This is a genomic window from Enterobacter sp. J49 (genome assembly GCF_002148625.1).
Classification (GTDB): domain Bacteria; phylum Pseudomonadota; class Gammaproteobacteria; order Enterobacterales; family Enterobacteriaceae; genus Enterobacter; species Enterobacter ludwigii.
This window is the reverse complement of record NZ_MWPY01000033.1, coordinates 558,346-574,745: the sequence shown is the minus strand read 5'-3', so window position 1 is coordinate 574,745 and position 16,400 is coordinate 558,346. Positions and strand designations below refer to the sequence as shown.

The 16,400-nt window shown below is 55.5% G+C and carries 12 protein-coding genes; 8 read left to right on the top strand and 4 right to left on the bottom strand.

What is annotated here, in order from left to right; all coding sequences use genetic code 11:
- Positions 1-13: 13 nt before the first annotated feature.
- Positions 14-1,351: a TolC family outer membrane protein gene (locus tag BJP35_RS15735; protein ID WP_063215356.1), complete on the bottom strand. Its 1,338-nt coding sequence runs from the start codon at positions 1,349-1,351 to the stop codon at positions 14-16.
- Positions 1,352-2,087: 736 nt separating this feature from the next.
- Here BJP35_RS15735 and BJP35_RS15730 point away from each other — a divergent pair.
- Both BJP35_RS15730 and BJP35_RS15725 read left to right on the top strand, forming a co-directional pair.
- A complete protein-coding gene (locus tag BJP35_RS15730; protein WP_032681059.1) occupies positions 2,088-2,831 on the top strand; it encodes a DeoR/GlpR family DNA-binding transcription regulator in 744 nt (247 codons plus the stop codon).
- Positions 2,832-2,844: 13 nt separating this feature from the next.
- A complete protein-coding gene (locus BJP35_RS15725) occupies positions 2,845-3,912 on the top strand; it encodes an oxidoreductase (protein WP_086463410.1) in 1,068 nt (355 codons plus the stop codon).
- 49 nt (positions 3,913-3,961) lie between these two features.
- On the opposite strand, the gene cybB is transcribed toward BJP35_RS15725, so the two are convergent.
- Positions 3,962-4,492, bottom strand: a complete 531-nt coding sequence (gene cybB / locus BJP35_RS15720; protein WP_025204247.1) for a cytochrome b561 — start codon at positions 4,490-4,492, stop codon at positions 3,962-3,964.
- A 189-nt stretch (positions 4,493-4,681) separates the two neighbouring features.
- On the opposite strand from cybB, the gene gap reads away from it, so the two are divergent.
- Positions 4,682-5,683, top strand: coding sequence for a type I glyceraldehyde-3-phosphate dehydrogenase (gap, locus tag BJP35_RS15715; RefSeq protein WP_020884211.1), 1,002 nt, complete (start codon positions 4,682-4,684; stop codon positions 5,681-5,683).
- 48 nt (positions 5,684-5,731) lie between these two features.
- Here the strand turns inward: gap and BJP35_RS15710 are convergent, their stop codons facing one another.
- A complete protein-coding gene (locus tag BJP35_RS15710; protein ID WP_086463409.1) occupies positions 5,732-6,535 on the bottom strand; it encodes a YdcF family protein in 804 nt (267 codons plus the stop codon).
- 202 nt (positions 6,536-6,737) lie between these two features.
- Between BJP35_RS15710 and BJP35_RS15705 the strand changes: the two genes are divergently transcribed.
- The 4 genes from BJP35_RS15705 to BJP35_RS15690 all read left to right on the top strand — a co-directional run bounded on the left by BJP35_RS15705 (position 6,738) and on the right by BJP35_RS15690 (position 11,628).
- Complete coding sequence (locus BJP35_RS15705; RefSeq protein WP_014169975.1) at positions 6,738-8,390, top strand: MFS transporter; 1,653 nt, start codon at positions 6,738-6,740, stop codon at positions 8,388-8,390.
- 31 nt (positions 8,391-8,421) lie between these two features.
- Positions 8,422-9,504: an HlyD family secretion protein gene (locus tag BJP35_RS15700; RefSeq protein ID WP_014169974.1), complete on the top strand. Its 1,083-nt coding sequence runs from the start codon at positions 8,422-8,424 to the stop codon at positions 9,502-9,504.
- A complete protein-coding gene (locus tag BJP35_RS15695) occupies positions 9,501-10,880 on the top strand; it encodes an efflux transporter outer membrane subunit (protein ID WP_086463408.1) in 1,380 nt (459 codons plus the stop codon). Before BJP35_RS15700 ends, BJP35_RS15695 begins: the two co-directional genes overlap by 4 nt.
- Before the next feature lie 88 nt (positions 10,881-10,968).
- Positions 10,969-11,628: an O-methyltransferase gene (locus BJP35_RS15690; protein ID WP_086463407.1), complete on the top strand. Its 660-nt coding sequence runs from the start codon at positions 10,969-10,971 to the stop codon at positions 11,626-11,628.
- Positions 11,629-11,671: 43 nt separating this feature from the next.
- Here BJP35_RS15690 and hrpA read toward each other — a convergent pair whose 3' ends face one another.
- Positions 11,672-15,574, bottom strand: a complete 3,903-nt coding sequence (gene hrpA, locus BJP35_RS15685; RefSeq protein WP_086463406.1) for an ATP-dependent RNA helicase HrpA — start codon at positions 15,572-15,574, stop codon at positions 11,672-11,674.
- A 205-nt stretch (positions 15,575-15,779) separates the two neighbouring features.
- On the opposite strand from hrpA, the gene azoR reads away from it, so the two are divergent.
- Positions 15,780-16,385, top strand: a complete 606-nt coding sequence (azoR, locus tag BJP35_RS15680) for an FMN-dependent NADH-azoreductase (protein ID WP_025204253.1) — start codon at positions 15,780-15,782, stop codon at positions 16,383-16,385.
- Positions 16,386-16,400: the final 15 nt, after the last annotated feature.

Below are 16,400 nucleotides of genomic sequence, written 5' to 3'. Positions count from 1 at the left end.
AGACGCGTGTTTTTTAACTCAAATCAGGTAATTTTGCGGCAGCGTTTTTCTCTATGCCGATCAGCGGCATCAAATTATCAACGGCAGATGCGTAATTAATCGCCGAACTCCAGCCATCATATTCAGCCATTATTTTGGCTGAGGTGGCTTGCCAGACATCCTGTTCAACGCTGAGCAAATCGTTAATGCTCCGCTTGCTCAGGGTATATTCATTTCTGTAAACATCCCGGGCGCGTAACGCGCTTTCCAGCTGCAGCTTCCCCGCCTGCATTCTCCCCTGCGCGCCGGTCCAGTCAGCCTGCGCAACAGAGGCTTTTTGCAGGACATCGAACCGCGCCTGGTCAACCTGAGATGATGCCATGGCCCTTGCCCCTTCGGCCTGGCGAACGCGGGCTGAAACGGCACCCCCCTGGTATAGCGGTGCGTCAATATTGAGCTGAATCTGGTCATCCCAGTAAGAACGGTTGTCGGACTCGTAGCGGGTGCGGCCTCCTTTCAGGCTTAACGTCGGCCAGTGCTGAGACTTTGCCGTTGCCACGCCATACTGAGCTGAACGCTCCATATTCTGTGCGGCCATGACCGTGGGAATGGCCGAGTAATCAATGCGATTAAGCGAGTCTTGCTCAACGGCAAGCTTCGCCGGTACAGGTGAATAGCGCTCGGCCTCCATGCCAGTCAACACCGCAAGCCGTGCGCGGGCGCTGTTTAACGCCGCGTTATACTGCTCGACCGTGGCCTGCATACCGGCAATGCGCGTGCGTGTCTGAAGCTCGTCAGAGGTTGAGCTGACGCCTGCGTCGGCGCGGAGTTTGGCCAGTTGTTCAACGTTTTTGAGCGCCTGAACGTTCTCTTTGGCGGCCTGTAACAGGTCGGAATAGCGTTTGACTTCTACGTAGCTGAGCGCCGTTTTTTCCGCCACCGCAGACAAGGTGCTCATCAACTGGTAACGATAGCTATCGCGCTGCGCCGTGGACTGGTCGATGCTGTTGTTGGTCTTGCCAAAATCGTATACCAGCTGCGTCAGACTCAATCCCCAGGCCGCAGAATTGCGCAGCGAGCCGCTGGAATCGGTGGTCTGGCTATGGCCGGTGCTACCGTTTAACGATATTTGTGGCATCCAGCCGCTGCGTGCTTCATCTATTTGTGCCTGACCTATTCCCAGTTGCGCGGCCTGCTGGCTAATCGACGGATCGCGATCGATGGCAAAAAGAATACTCTCTTTTAATGTTGTCGCGGCAATCGGAGCAATCCCCACCTGGCGGCTATTCGCAGAGGCCGTATTAAAGGCTAGCGAAATTAATGCCAGGGCGACTGGAAATCTCAGCAACATATTATTTCGCATGATAGTCATTTTTATCTCCCTGACTCTGAATGACGCTTAAATATTTACCCCTAAAGGGGTATAAATAATTCGACAAATATCTTACCTGGGTCCGAATAAATATTGGACAAACGCTCCCCAACCCCATATCCATTGGAGATGAGAGCTGACCATATTCTTATGACAATAAGAATTTACTTATTTCTTTAACTGGTTTGCAGCATAACAAAATGCGCTATAGGCAACTACACCCACAATGTTAATGTGGTGTTACAGATAAGAAAAAAGATGGGGTTTCTGGACAAAACCTTAAAAAGGGGCTTTCAAATGAAACAAATAAAGTCTTTGTTATTTAAGTAAAATTTTAGAATCGCCGGATGCACATTTTTGCGTTAATTTCAGCATGCGTCAGACACAAAGATTTTCAAAGAAATGTCAATTTAAGTAACCATAATGCCATATACAACATTAATATCTATTAATATAAAAATACACAGAATTAATTGCTATTTATTAATTTCATTAAAGCATTAATGGTTGCATATTGGTATCACAATGGTTATATCCGCCAGTATGTTTAATAAAACACAACAGTAACATTGCTGTTAACATTTGGAATGAATCACTCACACCGTATTAATAACATTTTAATAATAACCAATGTGAACAATACCGGACATTGATACTTACTGTCGATCAACACCCTTCCCTCTGCGGTAAAATGCTGTAATATGCAACTTATTGCGACATTTTGCGGGATTTACCCATGCACAAAACGGCCAGACAAAAATATGTGCTTGATATCATTAGTGAGCACGGGCAGGCCAGCATTACGGAACTGGCGGACAAACTGCAGGTCTCAGCGGACACCATCCGCCGGGATCTGACCGATCTCGAGAAACAGGGGCTGGCGCAAAAGAACCACGGCGGGGCAATTGCCCTGAATCTGTCGGCCATGAATCGTCAGGGGCGCAATACCCTGCTGCCGGAAACCAAACAACGTCTTGGTCAACAGGTGGCGCAGGCTGTTCCGCCAGGTTCGACGCTGTTTCTGGATGCGGGGAGCACGGTAATGGCTGTCGCCTCGTTCCTGAAGGGACCGCTGACAATCATCACCACCTCGCTGGATATCGCGTGGCACTTCAGCGACCGTGACGATATCGAACTGATCCTGCTCGGCGGAAAATGGGATCACAAGCAGCGACTGTTTGCCGGCAGCGCCACCCTCTCCCTGCTGTCACGCTACCGCGCGGATATCGCCATTCTGGGAGCCTGTGCTATCCATGCTGAACTCGGTCTGAGCGCCGGAAAAGAGGCCGATGCCGAGGTCAAACGGGCGATGCTCGCGGCCAGTCATGAGCGCTGGATTGTCGCCGACCATCTGAAACTAAACCGCTGTGAACCGTATCTGGTCAGCGGATTATCCAACATCCAACACCTCTTTTTAGATCGTCCCTGGCCTGAGCTTGGGGACCCTGGCGCAATGCACATTACGGTTTGCGCGAAATAACGTGGAGAAGGTCATGAGTAAAGAGAAGACAATCAACATTGCGCTGATCGGGTATGGATTTGTAGGCAAGACCTTCCATGCCCCGCTGATCCAGTCCGTGGACGGCCTTAAGCTGGCGGTGGTTTCGTCTCGTGATGAAGAGAAGGTTAAACGCGATCTTCCTGATGTTCAGGTGGTGGCAACCCCGGAAGAGGCAATTCAGCATCCCGATGTCGATCTGGTGGTGATTGCCTCCCCTAACGCCACCCACGCGCCGCTGGCAACGCTTGCCCTGAATTCAGGCAAACATGTGGTCGTGGATAAACCGTTCACGCTCGACATGCAGGAAGCCCGCGACCTGATTGCCCTGGCGCAAGAGAAGCAACGGCTGCTCTCCGTCTTCCATAACCGCCGCTGGGACAGCGACTTCCTCGGCATTAAGCAGATTATTGAGCAAGGAACCCTTGGCAAGGTCAAACACCTTGAGTCGCACATTGACCGTTTCCGCCCGGAAGTGCGCGTGCGCTGGAGAGAGCAAAACGTGCCCGGTAGTGGTCTGTGGTTTGATCTGGGGCCGCACCTGATTGACCAGACGCTGCAGCTTTTTGGACTGCCACTGTCGGTACAGGGCAATATCGCCACGCTGCGTGACGGCGCGGAAATTAACGACTGGGCACACGTGGTCTTAGATTATCCGCAACATAAAGTGATTCTGCACTGCAGCATGCTGGTGGCTGGCGGAACGGCACGTTTTACCGTTCACGGCGATAAAGGCAGCGTGGTGAAAGCCCGAATCGACCAACAGGAAGCGCAGCTGCTGGCGGGCGTGATCCCCGGCAGTGAGGCCTGGGGCGAGGACAGTGACAGCATGGTGTTCTTTGGTGCAAACGGTGAGCCGCAGACCGTTACCACGCCGAAAGGCGATCAGCGTCAGTACTACATCAACGTGCGTGATGCGCTACTCGGAAAAATCACCAATCCGGTTCATCCGATCGAGGCGCTGGCGGTGATGGCGGTACTGGAAGCGGCCGTGAAATCCTCAGAGACGGGCACCACTCAGGCGCTGGAGTTAACCCCGGAAGAACGCGCTCAACTGCAATAAAACGCAAAAAAAAAGCCCTGCAGACTGCTGCAGGGCTCGCGGTTATGGATTACTGGCGTTTTTTTGGCATCATGCGCAGGAGGGTGTTGTCTTTCCAGAAATAGTGATGCATCAGCGCCGCCATCGCGTGCAGACCAATCACAACGTACCCCACATTGGCCAGCGTCTCGTGCCACTCTTTCAGAACGTCGACCAGATCAAAATTCGATTCTGCCGCGTGCGGCATCACCAGACCAAAGGCTAACCAGTCAGTACCGCGGTTATACATCATGACAATACCAATCAGCGGCAACGCGATGAACAGCAGATACACCACCAGATGACCAAGATGGGACAGCCCGGTCACCATCGGTTTTGGCTTTGGTTCAATCGGCGGTGCGCGGAATTTAAGGCGAACCACTAAACGCGTCACCATCAACACCAGCACAGAGATGCCGCACGAAACGTGGATCATGTTGATTACCGGCCGGGCGGTGCGTGGGAAGAAGCCTTTGAATTCCATCGCGCAGTAGGCGACGATGATTAACAAAAACACCAGCCAGTGGATAGCAATTTGCAGGCTTGTATATTTAGTACGCATGAGATTTCCTGATAAATAACCGATATCGCGCCAACATAATCCCCTTTCCTTAAAAATTCATTAATTTTTCTGTATGGTTTTTCAAATACTTCCCCTCGCATGAAGCTTCTTCAATTGCCGCCCTGTCCGTGATGGTCTAAGCCTGGATGAGTTCAAACTGTCGCAAAGACGCGTTCACAGGAGTACACCATGAGTAAAATTGGCATTAACGGATTTGGACGCATAGGACGCCTTGTCCTGCGTCGCCTTCTTGAAACCCAGGACAGCAACACCGTCGTCGCCATCAACGATCTCACCTCTCCCAAAGTACTGGCTTATCTGCTCAGGCATGATTCCAACTACGGTGGCTTCCCGTGGAGCGTAGATTTCACCGAAGACGCCCTGATTGTTGACGGAAAAACTATCGCCGTGTACGCCGAAAAAGAGGCAAAACATATCCCGTGGAAAGCCGCGGGCGTCGATATCGTCGTGGAATGCACCGGCTTCTACACGTCGGCAGAAAAATCACAGGCCCACCTTGAGGCCGGTGCCAAAAAAGTGCTGATCTCTGCCCCTGCCGGTGAGATGAAAACCATCGTGTATAACGTGAATGACGATACTATTGACGCCAGTGATACGATTATCTCCGTTGCTTCCTGTACCACCAACTGCCTCGCCCCACTGGCAAAAGCCCTGCACGATGCGTTTGAAATAAAAGTGGGCACCATGACAACCATTCACGCCTATACCGGCACGCAGGCGCTGGTGGATGGCCCGCGCGGGAAAGATCTTCGCGCCTCACGCGCCGCGGCGGAGAATATCATTCCGCACACCACCGGGGCGGCCAAAGCCATCGGTCTGGTGATTCCGGCCCTCAGCGGCAAGCTGAAAGGCCACGCCCAGCGCGTACCGGTGAAAACCGGTTCAGTAACCGAGTTGGTCTCGATTCTGGGTAAAAAGGTCACCGTTGAGGAGATCAACGCCGCGCTGAAAAAAGCGACACAGGGGAATAAATCTTTTGGTTATACCGATGAAGAGATTGTTTCGTCTGATGTGATTGGCTCTCACTTTGGTTCTGTCTTTGACGCCACACAGACCGAGGTATCAGAGGCTGGCGATCTGCAACTGGTGAAAACCGTCGCCTGGTATGACAACGAATACGGTTTCGTCACCCAGCTGGTGCGCACGCTGGACAAATTCGCCTCGCTGTAATGCCTGTCCCCTCTCCGCGGAGAGGGGAATACCGCAAACGGCCTCTGCTCAGAGAAGCGACCGGTGGTTCAGGGCATCCGTAAGCACAGGATCCTGCTTTAACCGTGCCCACGCTGCAGTCACCTCGTCGGGGAATTCAACGTGTGCAATAAAATCACGCCCGGCCGGGCCATAGCCGTTCATGTCATCACAGAGTCGCGGAAGCTCGCCTAAAATGAGCGAGAGATAACGCTCTACCGGCCAGAGACCAGCACTCTCCCCGCTGAACACCAGCCCGTTTTCGCCATTTTTCAGCACCGGTGTATAGCCCGGGTGGCTGACCCACTGCGGCGAAGCAGACTCGTCACGGCACACGCGAGCAAAGGTTGCCATCGTGCGGCGTTGCATGGTCGGATCCTGCACGACCAGCACGCGCCCGGACGTCTGTTGATGCTGTTTGAGCATGTTCCAGCTAAAACGCGCGTTTTCTCCGCAGTTGGTTGATTGATCGTCAACCCACACGTGCGCATCAGGGATCTGCCAGAACTGGCGGGCAATATCGGCCAGAATGCTTGCTTCCGCTCGCCCCGTTACCGGGACAGTGTGATAACGCGGATGCTGAGCGATGGCCGCATACAAAAACGCGGTCGAATGGCCAATCCCTCCGCTAATCAGTAACGGAACGTCGTGTTCAGCGGCAATACGGCAGGCAGCGTCGATGGTCGGCATCACCGCGTTTCCGGCCAGAATAACCCTGTCAACAGCCGCCACGTCGCGGGTATCGCCCAAATCATCCTGTGCCAGCCACTGGCCGACCGTGTTGATTGCCGCCAGGGTTGACTCCGGCAGAAGGGGAAAATGCGTCTGAACCATGGTGATGTCCTCAGTTGCTCAGGTTCAGATTAACGACTTCAGATCGACAAAACAACGGCCTTCCGGGCCGCTCTTTTTCCTTAACCTGTTCTTCAACATTTGATTAACCTGCGAAAATCATATTCACTTGAATTATCATTTGCGGCAAACGTAGAATCGTTAGCCCACTCATTATTCAATTTTTTCTAAGGTAAAAGACGTTATGCGCCTGCCCGAACGCGACCCTTATGCTCCTCGCGAGTGGCAGCCTCATGAGAAACCCGCCCTGTTGGGTTCGCCCTCCACGCCAGAACACAGCACGCCAAAACGGATTGCCTACGGGGTTGTCGGTCTGCTGGTGTGCCTGACGGGGGCGCTGGGTAATGCGGTGGTTACCGCCAATCTGCAAAATCTGCAGGGAACCTTCGGGGCCTGGTCGACAGAAATCGCCTGGCTCCCGGCGGTGTATGTGATGACCAACATCTCCATCAACCTGCTGCTGGTGAAATTCCGCCAGCAGTATGGTTTGCGCGCCTTCACGGAAGGTTTTCTGGTGCTGTATGTGCTGGTCACCTTTTTCCACCTGTTTGTAAACGATCTCAGCTCCGCGCTGATGGTGCGTGCCGCACACGGGATGGTGGCCGCCGCGCTCAGCTCCCTCGGTATTTACTACCAGATACAGGCCTGGCCCGCGAAACACCGTCTGAAGGCGCTGACCATCGGGATTACCGGGTCATCGCTCGCCATCCCCCTCGCCCGCCTCTTTTCGACCGAGCTACTGCAGCTTGACGAGTGGCGCGGGCTTTACTTCTTTGAGCTCGGGCTGGCGCTCATTTCACTGGCCTGCGTGATAGCGTTGAAACTGCCTCCTGGCGACCGGCGCAAGGTCTTCGAGAAAAAAGACTTCATCACCTTCTTTTTACTGGCCCCGGGGATGGCGCTGCTCTGCGCGGTGCTCTCCTTAGGCCGTCTTTACTGGTGGTTTGAAGCGCCGTGGATCGGCTGGTCGCTGGCATTAGCGCTGGTATTAATCGTGTCTGCGATCGTGTTTGAACATAACCGTTCTAACCCGTTGCTGAATACCCGCTGGCTGTCGAGCGGCAGCATCGTGCGTCTCGGGCTCATTATGCTGCTGATCCGCATCGTGCTGGCGGAGCAAAACACCGGCGTTATCGGCTGGCTGCAGTATGTCGGCCTGCAGAATGAGCAGATGACCCACCTGGCGTGGTCTATTTTTGCCGGTATTGTCTGCGGGATTGTGACCAGCTGTTTGACCATCAAGCCCACAAAACTGGCGTGGCCGATCATTACCTCGCTGGCGCTCATGATTGTTGCCTCCCTGCTGGACAGCCAGTCGAACAACCTGACCCGCCCGGACCAGCTGATGCTCAGCCAGTTCCTGCTGGGCTTCGGCAGCGCATTCTTCCTCGCGCCCGCCATGCTGGCCGCCATTGGCGGGGTAATCGCCGATCCACGTAACCTGGTGAGCTTCTCGGTGATGTTTGGCATGAGCCAGAACCTCGGCGGCCTGCTCGGCTCTGCCATCCTGGGGACCTTCCAGACCTGGCGCGAGAAATACCACTCCAGCATGCTGGCCGATCAGCTCACAACCCTGAACCCGCTGGTGAATGACCGTATTCAGGCTTACACCGGGCTGTACCGGAGCCTGATTGGCGACAGCTCGCTGCTGGGCACCCAGGCCATCACCCAGCTGCAAACGGTTTCAACGCTTGAGGCAAATATTCTGGCTTATAACGATACTTATTTACTGACGGCGAGCATTGCCGCCGCCACCCTGGTCTGGATTTTATGGCGCTTGCTGCGCCTGCGCCTGACTGCCCGTATGGCCCTGAAGAAGGCAACAGGCAACAAGTAATGAATATGAAGATGATTTCTCTGGAGATGTTATGAGTCAGCAGGATGCCGCTAAAGAGCAGGCCAACACCCGTAAAAATGTCCGTATCGTTTCGGTTTTCACCGCGGCGGCAATCGGTATTGTCGGCGTACTGGTGATCCTCTACGCCTGGCAGCTACCCCCGTTCACCCGCCACTCGCAGTTTACTGATAATGCCTACGTGCGCGGACAGACGACCTTTATCAGCCCGCAGGTTAACGGCTATATCACTGAGGTGAAGGTGCAGGATTTCGACCGGGTTAAAAAGGGCGAGCTGCTGCTGCAGATTGATGACCGTATCTACCGCCAGCGGGTGCATCAGGCCGAGGCACAGCTGGCGATGAAGATTGCCGCCCTGAACAACAACCTGCAACAGCGCAAAAGCGCCGAAGCGGTGATCGCCAAAAACGAAGCGGCTCTGAAAAATGCCCGCGCCCAGAGTCTGAAATCCCAGGCGGATTTGAAACGCGTAAAGGACCTGACGGCGGATGGTTCACTGTCTATCCGTGAGCGCGACGCCGCGCTGGCAAGCGCAGCCCAGGGCAGCGCCGACATTGACCAGGCGAAAGCCACGCTGGAAATGTCGCGCCAGGATCTGCAAACGGTGATCGTCAATCGCGGCGCGCTGGAGGCGGATGTAGAAAACGCCAAAGCGGCGCTGGAGCTGGCGCAAATTGACCTGCAAAACACGCGCATTGTGGCGCCACGCGACGGCCAGCTTGGTCAGATCGCCGTTCGTCTGGGCGCTTACGTTACCGCCGGAACCCACCTCACCACCCTCGTGCCGCCTCAGCACTGGGTGATCGCCAATATTAAAGAGACGCAGCTGGCGGAGCTTCGGGTGGGTCAGCCGGTGAAATTCACCGTCGATGCGTTAAATGATAAGGCCTATCAGGGCCGCGTGGAGAGCATCTCTCCGGCAACCGGCGTTGAGTTCAGCGCCATCACGCCGGATAACGCCACGGGTAACTTTGTCAAAATTGCCCAGCGTATTCCGGTGCGAATTGAAGTATTGGGTGACCAGGAAGCCTATCAGCTTCTGCGTCCGGGCATGTCGGTGCAGGTGACCATTGATACGCGGGAGGCGAAGCAATGACCCTTCGCCCGATAGCCGTTCTGATGATGATGACCGTGCTGGCCGGTTGCCAGTCGGTCGACGTGAAACCGGCGCAGCCGTCGCTGCACATCCCCACGCAATGGCGAGCAACAGCAGGCCCGGCAACCCCTGCAGAACAGCTCTGGTGGCGTAATTTCCACGACAATAATCTGAACCGCTATGTGGACCTGGCGCTTAAGAACAACAGCGACGTGCTGATTGCCCGCGAACGGATTAACGAGTATCAGGCGCGGGTCTACGCGGCCGACGGCAGCCTGTTTCCGTCGCTGGATGCTGGCGTCACGGGCACCCGCGCGCGGACACAATCTGCGGCCACCGGTCTGCCGATCTACAGCAGCCTGTATAAAGGCAGCCTCACCGCCAGCTATGATGTCGATATCTGGGGCGTAAACCGCAGCACCGCGAATGCGGCTGAAGCCTCGCTGGACGCGCAGAAAGCCGCGGCGGCGGCAGCAGATCTTACCGTGGCGTCCTCGGTTGCCTCCGGCTATATCACCCTGCTGTCCCTCGATGAACAGCTTCGCGTCACCCGCTCCACGCTGAAGTCCCGGGAAGAGGCATTCACTCTCGCTAAACGCCAGTTTGAAACGGGCTACAGTTCACGCCTGGAGCTGATGCAGTCCGACTCCGAACTGCGCTCCACGCGGGCGCAGGTTCCCCTGCTGCAGCATCAGATTGCACAGCAGGAGAACGCCCTGAGCCTGCTGCTGGGGAACAACCCGGGCGAGGTCGCGCGCAGTGAAAGCTTTGCGGCCCTGACGCCCCTGACATTGCCCTCGCAACTGCCCTCCTCGCTGCTTAATCGCCGTCCGGATATTGTGCAGGCTGAAAAGCAACTGGTTGCGGCTGATGCCTCGCTGGCTGCCTCACGCGCCAGCCTGCTGCCGTCGATCAACCTGACCGCAACCGGATCGATACAGGATCGCACGCTTTCCGGCTTACTCGACAACCCGCTGCAGCTCTGGAGCGTCGGCGGCAGCATTCTTGCTCCGCTGCTCAACCGCCAGGCGCTGAACGCACAGGTGGATATTTCGCAGTCCCAGCGCAACCAGGCGCTTTACAGTTATGAAAAAACCGTCCGTAACGCCTTTGCCGAGGTCAATAACAGTCTTGATGCCATCACGCGCTATCAGGAACAACTGACGGAGCTGCTTGCCCAACAAGATGTGGCGCAAGAGACGCTGCGCATAGCGCAAAACCGCTATCGCAACGGCTATTCGTCGTACCTGGATGTGCTGGATGCCCAGCGCACGCTGTTCTCGGTACAAACCAGCGTCGTGCAGGTCAAAAATAACCTGCTGCTGGCGCAGGTTGATTTGTACAGAGCACTGGGCGGAGGCTGGAGCAACGCGTGACCTGATACCCCACAGGCCCTCTCCGGCATGGAGGGGGCGAAAACCGGAGCGCAGCGCAACCCGGTGTTTGCCACTCAGGAGTCAATCTATGCAACAACAGTGGTCTGCAGTTGATAATTACATGATCTCTTCACTCATTCCCGAGGATGATATCCTCCAGCGGGTGCTGGAAAACAACCAGCGTGCCGGTTTACCCGAACACGATGTCGCGCCAAATCAAGGGCAGTTGCTGGCGCTTTTTGTCCGCATGACGCAGGCACGGCGGATCCTTGAAATCGGCACGCTGGGCGCCTACAGCACTATCTGGATGGCACGTGCACTGCCACCTGACGGGAAGTTGATCACCCTCGAAGCGGACCCCATCCATGCCCGCGTTGCACGTCAGAATATCCAGCTGGCGGGGCTCAGCGATCGGATTGAGCTCATTGAAGGCCCTGCGCTGCGCTCTCTTGAACACGTCGGTGATGTTCCACCGTTCGACCTGATCTTTATCGATGCCGATAAGCCAAACAATCCGGGGTATCTGGAGTGGGCACTGTTCTACTCACGCCCGGGAACGCTGATCGTCGGGGATAATGTGGTTCGTGACGGCGAAGTGATTAACGCGCAAAGTGACGATGCCCGCGTACAGGGCGTCAGACGATTTATTGAGATGATCGGGGATAACCCGCGCCTGACGGCGACCGCGCTACAAACGGTGGGCAGTAAAGGATGGGATGGCTTTACCCTGGCCGTGGTGAATCGCTAAACGCAGATGCCCTCTCTCACAGAGAGAGGGCGAACACCCGACGTTACGCCGAAATCTGCTCCATTGCCTGCAAAATACGTTTATCCGAAATGGGATACGGCGTACCGAGCTGCTGGGCAAAGAAGCTGACGCGCAGCTCTTCGATCATCCAGCGGATCGCCTTCACGTCTTCATCGTCACGGCGCGCTGGCGGCAATTTGTTGAGCCACTGCTGCCATGCCTTCTGCACGCTTTCCACTTTCAGCATCTGCGCGCGGTCACGATGCGGATCGATAGCCATTTTCTCCAGACGTTTTTCGATCGCCTGCAGATAACGCAACGTATCGCCAAGGCGTTTGAAGCCGTTGCCGGTAACGAATCCACGGTACACTAACCCGGCCATCTGCGCTTTCACGTCCGACAGCCCCAGCGCCATGGTCATATCCACGCGCCCTTTCAGGCGTTTGTTGATATTGAACACGGTGGTGAGGATCTGCTCGACCTGTTTCGCAATGTCGACCACGGTGTCGTTCAGTTCTGCCCTGACTTTCTCATGCAGTACCGCAAACTCCGCTTCTGACCAGACCGGACCGCCCGCCTCGTGGATAAGCTTGTCCACACCACAGGAGATGCAGTCGTCAATCAGATCCAGCACTTTACCGTACGGGTTAAAGTAGAGGCCAAGCTTGGCTTTGTTCGGTAACTTCTCGTGCAGATATTTAATCGGTGACGGAATATTAAGCAGCAGCAAACGACGCAGACCACGCCACATCATCTGCTGTTGTTCCTGTGGATTATCAAAGAGTTTGATGGCCACGCTGTCACGCTCATCCACCAGTGCAGGCCAGGCCTTCACCCTGTAGTTGCCGCGTTTTTGCTCATAGCTTTCCGGAAGCGCGCCAAAGCTCCAGATGTGCAATCCGCTCTGCTCGATACCGTCATCAGCCACCGCAGAAAGCGTCTCCTGGACTTTACCTTTCAGCGCCTCTTTCAGTTCGGTCAGCGATCGGCCTTCCTGCAGCTTTTTGTTTTTGTCGTCCACCACGCGGAAGCTGATTTTCAGGTGATCGGGCACCTGATCCCAGTGCCAGTCGTCGCGGTCGACGGTTACGCCCGTCATGCGCCTGAGCTCACGCTCCAGCGAATCCAGCAGCGGCAACTCCAGCGGCGTTACGCGGCCTAAAAACGCTTCGGCATAGTTTGGCGCAGGCACAAAGTTACGACGCACCGGTTTTGGCAGCGATTTGATCAGCGCAATCACCAGCTCGCGACGCAGCCCTGGAATTTGCCACTCGAATCCGCTCTCTTCGACCTGGTTTAACAGCGGCAGCGGAATGTGTACGGTGACGCCATCCGCATCCGCGCCCGGCTCAAACTGATAGGTCAGACGCAGCTTGAGAGAGCCCTGATGCCAGAAGTTCGGGTAATCGAGTTTGCTGACCGACTCCGCCCCCTCTTTGATCAACATGCTCTTTTCAAAGTTGAGCAGGTCCGGGGTCTCTTTGCTGGCCTTCTTCCACCAGCTGTCGAAGTGGCGGGCAGAAATCACATCGTGGCTAATACGCTGGTCGTAAAACTCAAACAGCGCCTCGTCGTCGACCAGAATGTCGCGGCGACGGGATTTATGCTCAAGCTCTTCCACTTCGGCACGCAGTTTGAGGTTTTCACGGAAGAACGCATGACGCGTCTGCCAGTCGCCCTCCACCAGCGCGTGACGAATAAACAACTCGCGACACAACGCGGGATCTATCTGGCTGTAGTTAACCTTGCGCGCGCCAACCACCGGCAGACCGTAAACGGTCACTTTTTCGGTCGCCATCACCGCGCCCTGCGCGCGCTCCCAGTGCGGTTCACTGTATGAGCGTTTCAGCAGATGCTGGGCAACAGGTTCAACCCATTCAGGATCAATGCGCGCCGCAATGCGGCCCCACAGGCGGCTGGTTTCCATCAGTTCGGCCACCATGGTCCATTTAGGCGGTTTCTTGAATAAACCGGACCCCGGGAAGATGGAGAAACGGGCGTTACGCGCCCCGGTATACTCCTGCTTGTCGGCATCCTTCATCCCGATATGGGAGAGCAGACCGGTCAGCAACGCAATGTGAATTTCGCGGTACTCCGCCGGTTCACTGTTAACCGGAATGCCCAGCTCTTTCACCACCTGACGCAGCTGCGTGTAGATATCCTGCCACTCGCGCACGCGCAGATAATTGAGGAAATCGACGCGGCACTGGCGGCGGAACTGGTTCGACGACAGCGCTTTCTGCTGCTCGCCGAGGTAGTTCCACAGGTTCACAAAGGCGAGGAAGTCGGACTCTTTATCGTGGAACCGACGGTGTTTTTCATCAGACGCCTGCTGCTTGTCCATCGGACGCTCGCGCGGATCCTGAATCGAGAGCGCGGAGGTAATGATCATTGCTTCACGCACACAGCCGTGTTTCTGTGCTTCCAGCACCATGCGCGCCAGCCGCGGGTCAACCGGCAGCTGGCTGAGCTGACGGCCCAGCGGCGTCAGTTTGTAGGCGCTAGCCTGCTCGTCGGTGGTGATGGCACCCAGCTCTTCCAGCAGGCGCACGCCGTCCTGAATATTGCGCTTGTCCGGCGCTTCGACAAACGGGAACGCGGCGATGTCGCCAAGCCCTAGCGCAGTCATCTGCAGGATGACCGACGCCAGGTTGGTGCGCAGAATTTCCGGGTCAGTAAACTCCGGTCGCGACAGGAAATCGTCCTCGGAATAGAGGCGAATACAGATCCCTTCCGACACACGGCCACAGCGGCCTTTACGCTGATTAGCGGAAGCCTGAGAAACCGGCTCAATTGGCAGGCGCTGCACTTTGGTGCGGTAGCTGTAGCGGCTGATACGCGCCGTACCCGGGTCAATTACATATTTGATGCCCGGCACGGTAAGCGAGGTTTCCGCCACGTTGGTGGCGAGCACAATACGACGTCCGCTGTGCGGCTGAAACACGCGGTTTTGTTCGCTGTTTGACAGGCGCGCATACAGCGGCAGAATTTCGGTATGGCGAAGATCGCGCTTGCTGAGGGCGTCAGCGGTATCGCGGATTTCCCGTTCGCCGCTCAGGAAAATCAGAATGTCACCCGCGCTTTCATTTCCCAGCTCGTCGACGGCATCAAAGATGGCCTGCAGCTGGTCGCGCTCGGTATCGTCCGCGTCTTCCACTATCGGGCGATAGCGCACCTCCACCGGATACGTTCGGCCAGAGACCTCGATAATCGGCGCATTGTTGAAATGCTTTGAGAAACGCTCCGGATCGATGGTGGCGGAAGTGATGATAATTTTCAGGTCCGGGCGACGCGGTAACAATTCTTTCAGATACCCGAGCAGGAAGTCGATATTCAGGCTGCGTTCGTGCGCTTCATCGATAATGATCGTGTCGTACTGCATCAGCAGACGATCCTGCTGGATTTCCGCCAGCAGAATACCGTCAGTCATCAGTTTGACCATGGTGTTATCGCTAACGTGGTCGCTGAATCGCACCTTATACCCAATGCAGCCGCCGGGCTGCGTTTGCAGCTCTTCGGCAATACGGTTCGCCACGGTACGCGCCGCCAGACGACGCGGCTGGGTGTGACCAATCAGCCCTTTCACCCCACGCCCCAGCTCCATACAAATTTTCGGCAGCTGAGTGGTTTTCCCTGAACCGGTTTCCCCTGCGACAATCACCACCTGGTGGTCGCGCACGGCGTCAAGAATGTCCTGTTTTTTCTGACTGACCGGCAGGTTTTCCGGGTAGGTAATCTCCGGACGTGCGGCTTCGCGCAGCACGACTTTCCCTGCCGCCTGTTCAATCTCTTTGGCCATCTCCTGATAAATGGCCTGTTGTGCATCAGGATTTTTAACCTTCTTCACCCCGTGCAGACGGCGGGCAAACCGCTGTTTATCACGCAGCATCAGTGAATCAAGCTGTTGCAGGAGCATCGGGAAGGTTAATTTTTGTTGTTCTGTCATAGCGTTAACGGGCAGTGCACTGCCGGGTAAAATCTCTTTTTAATGATTGCTATAGAGTATCACATTGGCGCTTTGAGTGCCTTATTCAAAAAATTCGAACATAGACTTCGATATATTGCGCTATCCCTGCGACAGGATTGTGAATAGAGTGTCAACAAGCAACGGGGCAACCCCCTTCAATCAAATGCAAAAACAGGAATCACCCATGAGCAAAGTATTAGTATTGAAATCCAGTATTCTGGCAGGGTACTCACAGTCTGGTCAGCTTTCTGACTACTTCGTTGAACAGTGGCGTGAACAGCATTCTGCTGATGAAATCACCGTGCGTGACCTGGCTGCAAACCCGATTCCTGTGCTGGATGGCGAACTGGTCGGCGCGCTGCGTCCAGGCGACGCTCCCCTGACGCCACGTCAGCAGGAAGCCCTGGCCCTCTCTGACGAGCTGATTGCTGAACTGCAGGCGCACGACGTTATCGTGATCAACGCGCCAATGTACAACTTCAACATCCCTACTCAGCTGAAGAACTACTTCGACCTGGTTGCCCGTGCCGGCGTAACCTTCCGTTACACTGAAAACGGCCCTGAAGGTCTGGTGAAAGGTAAGCGTGCGATTGTACTGACCAGCCGTGGCGGTATTCACAAAGACACCCCAACTGACCTGGTTGCACCGTACCTGACTCTGTTCCTGGGCTTCATCGGTATTACCGACGTGAATTTCGTGTTTGCTGAAGGTATTGCCTACGGCCCGGAAGTTGCGACCAAAGCGCAGACTGACGCGAAAGCCGCTATCGACAGCCTCGTAGCCGCTTAATCATCCCCCTCTCAC